The organism is Paenibacillus forsythiae T98, assembly GCF_000520735.1.
Taxonomy (GTDB): domain Bacteria; phylum Bacillota; class Bacilli; order Paenibacillales; family Paenibacillaceae; genus Paenibacillus_AQ; species Paenibacillus_AQ forsythiae.
In genome coordinates this window covers 1-3,162 of record NZ_ASSC01000389.1, presented here as the reverse complement: position 1 = coordinate 3,162, position 3,162 = coordinate 1, and the positions used below count along the sequence as shown (strand labels likewise).

Genomic DNA, 3,162 nt, shown 5'->3' with positions numbered 1-3,162 from the left:
TTAGCCGCGAAGAGACGGCAGGCGGGCATGCCCCCGCACCGCTGCGCTTGCCGGATTATACCGTATACACGCTGAATTCAAAGCAGAGAATCGCTTCGATGGCGGCAGGAGGCTTCTTTCTCTTCGGGATTGGTTATCTGTTCTATCACAATCCGGTTATAGCGCTGCTGCTGTCGGCGGGAGGATACTTTGCTCCGCGCATATGGAGGGATTATCTGAAGAAGCGCCGACGCGCCATGCTTAACCTTCAGTTCAAGCAAATGCTGTTCTCTCTGTCTTCCTCGCTGTCCGCAGGCAGGTCGGTGGAAAATGCGTTTCGTGAAGCAGTTCAGGATTTGAAAATGCTCGATCCGGAGGGCGGCAGCGATATGATTGCCGAGCTGAACATTATCTGTGCGCGGTTGGAATACGGTCAGCCGATTGAGGAGGCTCTGCTTGATTTCAGCAGGAGGGCGGATATGGAGGATATCCGGCGGTTCGCCGATGTCTTCTCCGTCTGCAAACGGACGGGCGGCGATCTGGTGGAGGTGGTGCGCCGCACCTCAAGCATCATCGGCGAGAAGCTGGATGTTCAGCAGGAAATCGCGGTAAGCATTTCCCAGAAACGGTTCGAGTCCAAGGCCCTGCTTGTATCTCCGCTTATTATGCTGCTGTTTATGAGCTTGAGCGCCGGAGACTATATGGAGCCGATGTACACCGGATTCGGTATGCTGATCTCAACGTTTGCGTTGGCCGCGCTGATTCTGTGTTATTTCTGGATCGGCAAAATTATGGACGTTCCGCTGTAAGGAGTGTGAGGAACCTGAGATGGATTTGCGGATTGGCCGCCCTTGCGCTGATTGCGGGCTGGATAGCGCTCCGCGCCAGGAGCGGGAAGCGGTATGCCGCTCTGCGGACCATAGCTGTGGACGGCTTGCGCCTGCGCAGTCTTTCGGAACCGCTGCTTCTGCTGCTGGAGAAGATGGAGGCTGCCCGAAAGTTTCCGGTATTCGCGTTCCGGCTGCAACGGTCAGTGCAGCGGATATACGGGCAGCGCCACAGTGCGGAAATTACGCTGCTGTTTATGGGAGAGATGCTGGCCTACAGCTGGCTGTTCATTTTGGGAGGCTGCGGTTTGGCGGGACTCAGCGGAGAGCCGGCCGCACTCATTCTCGGCATTCTGCTGGGCGTTCTGCTTCCCGCCGCCCTTGCCGCCGACCTGCACAAAAAGGTCAAGGTGCGCGAGCAGCTTATCATGATGGAATTGCCGGATCTGTTAAGCGGGATTGTGCTGCTGGTCAGCGCGGGTGAGACGGTGCAGCGGGCGATTACGCGCTGTCTGGACAGCAGAAAGAATGCCCCCCACCCGTTGTACCGGGAACTGCTGACGATGACGGGCGAATGGGAGAGAGGCTACTCGTTTCAGCAGGCATTCGAGAATTTCAGCAAGCGCTGCGCCGTGCAAGAGGTTTCGCTGTTCACAACAACGGTGCTGCTGAATGTGCGCAGAGGGGGAGGAGATTTTGCGCTCGCGCTTCGCGATTTATCCCGGCAGCTGTGGGAGAAGCGCAAGGCGGTTAGCCGGACGAGAGGGGAGCAGGCCTCCTCGAAGCTGGTATTCCCGATGGTCGTTATTTTTGTAATTGTCATTGTATTGGTGGGTACTCCGGCTTTTATGATGCTGAATATGTAGGAGGATGAGAATCATGTTAACGATTGTGGAGAACGGCAAAAAATTTTGGCGGGACGAGGAAGGCTTGGGTACGCTCGAAATGATTCTGATCATTGCCGTACTGGTCGCTGTGGTTGTATTGTTCCGCCAAAAGATCAGAGAGGTGATTTCGGATCTGATTGATACCGCCGGTGAAAAGAGCCAGGAAGTATTTGAAGACAAGTAGAAATCGCGAATGAGAACAAAACTTCGCGGAGATGAAGGAAGTTTCACTGTGGAGGCGGCGATGGTGCTGCCGATTATCATGTGCATTACGATGCTCCTGCTGTTCTTCTGCTTGTACAGCTACCAGAAATCGATGCTGCTTCAGGTGGCGTCTTCCGCCACCGAGCGGGCAGCTTACAACTGGGATAACAGCCATAAAGCCAGGGACGGATCGTTCCCCCAGGGGGAATATGATTCCCTTTACTGGCGAATCGGGGATGACCGTCTGCTGAGCAGCTTGTTCGGGGTTGGAGAGAACGGTGGAGCTTCTGTGATACAGCTTCCAGGCGGCGGAGTGCAAGAAGACAATCTGCCTGCCGTCAAATTGGGGAAGTCCGCTGTCAGGGTCCCCGGCAATGTGCTGGGGGAAATGGGTTATAGCTACACGCTCACGGGGAGAAAAGTAAATGCCAAGCTTCGGCGGATGCTGCATTTGCCCGTGCTGGACGAGATTCTTTCGGATGGAGCGCAGCCCGAGGTTGCCGCGCAGTCGCTTGTGGCCGAGCCGGTTGAATTTATCCGTACCGTGGACTTGATGCGGTATTATGGCGCCAAATTTCGCGGAAGGTCTGCGAATAATGAACCGCGGCAAGCGATGAAGAAGCAGGACGCTTCCGCCATGATGTCCAAGCTTGGGCAGCGTTCAGGGAAAGCAAACCATCCGGAGTAGATGCGCTTATAAAAATGAGAGGAAGAGAGGATGAACAGACTAATTGCGGCCCGAAACCGCTGCGCCATACAGTATAAATACTGGAGAAGACAAACGGAAGGATCGGTTTCGGTATTCCTGATTATGGTGCTGGCCTTTGTGTTCCTGTTCTCCGCAGTGCTCATTGATTATGCGCGGATGGCCGCCGCCAGTGTCCAGGGTGAGCGTCTGGCTCGTGCGGCTGTACGGTCGGTGATGTCCGCTTACGATGTGGAACTGCGGGAACAATACGGGCTGTTTGCCTTTGGCGGAAGCGATGGGGATGAACTGATGGCCCGGACACTAGATGATACTTTTCATAAAAGCGGACGCGGCGACAGCTTCAATCTGGTGAATCTTGGCCTTGATACCTCCACGCTGGAATGGAGCCGTTCGCTGGGCAGTTATGATGTGTTCCGCCGTCAGATCCATGAGGAAATGAAATATAAGGCGCCTGTTGATTTCGCGCTCGAAATCGCTGGAAAGTTCAAGCCGCTGTCCGGAGCGCTGGAGGAGGCTTCACGCACGACGGACTTGTTCGCCGAGCTTCAGCCGCTTT

The 3,162-nt window shown here is 55.2% G+C and carries 4 protein-coding genes and 1 pseudogene; all 5 read left to right on the top strand.

Annotated elements, in window-relative coordinates:
• Positions 1–41: 41 nt before the first annotated feature.
• Complete coding sequence (locus L692_RS0112455) at positions 42–788, top strand: type II secretion system F family protein (RefSeq protein ID WP_036723442.1); 747 nt, start codon at positions 42–44, stop codon at positions 786–788.
• 14 nt (positions 789–802) lie between these two features.
• On the top strand, positions 803–1,672 hold the full coding sequence (locus tag L692_RS0112450) for a type II secretion system F family protein (protein ID WP_025700301.1): 870 nt from the start codon (positions 803–805) through the stop codon (positions 1,670–1,672).
• A 13-nt stretch (positions 1,673–1,685) separates the two neighbouring features.
• Entirely contained in the window at positions 1,686–1,877 is a 192-nt protein-coding gene (locus L692_RS0112445; protein ID WP_036723440.1) for a Flp1 family type IVb pilin, read from the top strand.
• Positions 1,878–1,886: 9 nt separating this feature from the next.
• Positions 1,887–2,585 carry a TadE family protein gene (locus tag L692_RS0112440; RefSeq protein ID WP_025700299.1) on the top strand — a complete coding sequence of 233 codons (699 nt, stop codon included), beginning with the start codon at positions 1,887–1,889 and terminating at the stop codon, positions 2,583–2,585.
• 30 nt (positions 2,586–2,615) lie between these two features.
• Positions 2,616–3,162, top strand: a pseudogene (locus L692_RS28640) (hypothetical protein); the annotation flags it as partial.

Coding starts and splice junctions, on each gene's coding strand:
- L692_RS0112440 (WP_025700299.1), top strand. CDS start 1,887: ATGAGAACAAAACTTCGCGGAGATGAAGGAAGTTTCACTGTGGAGGCG.
- L692_RS0112445 (WP_036723440.1), top strand. CDS start 1,686: ATGTTAACGATTGTGGAGAACGGCAAAAAATTTTGGCGGGACGAGGAA.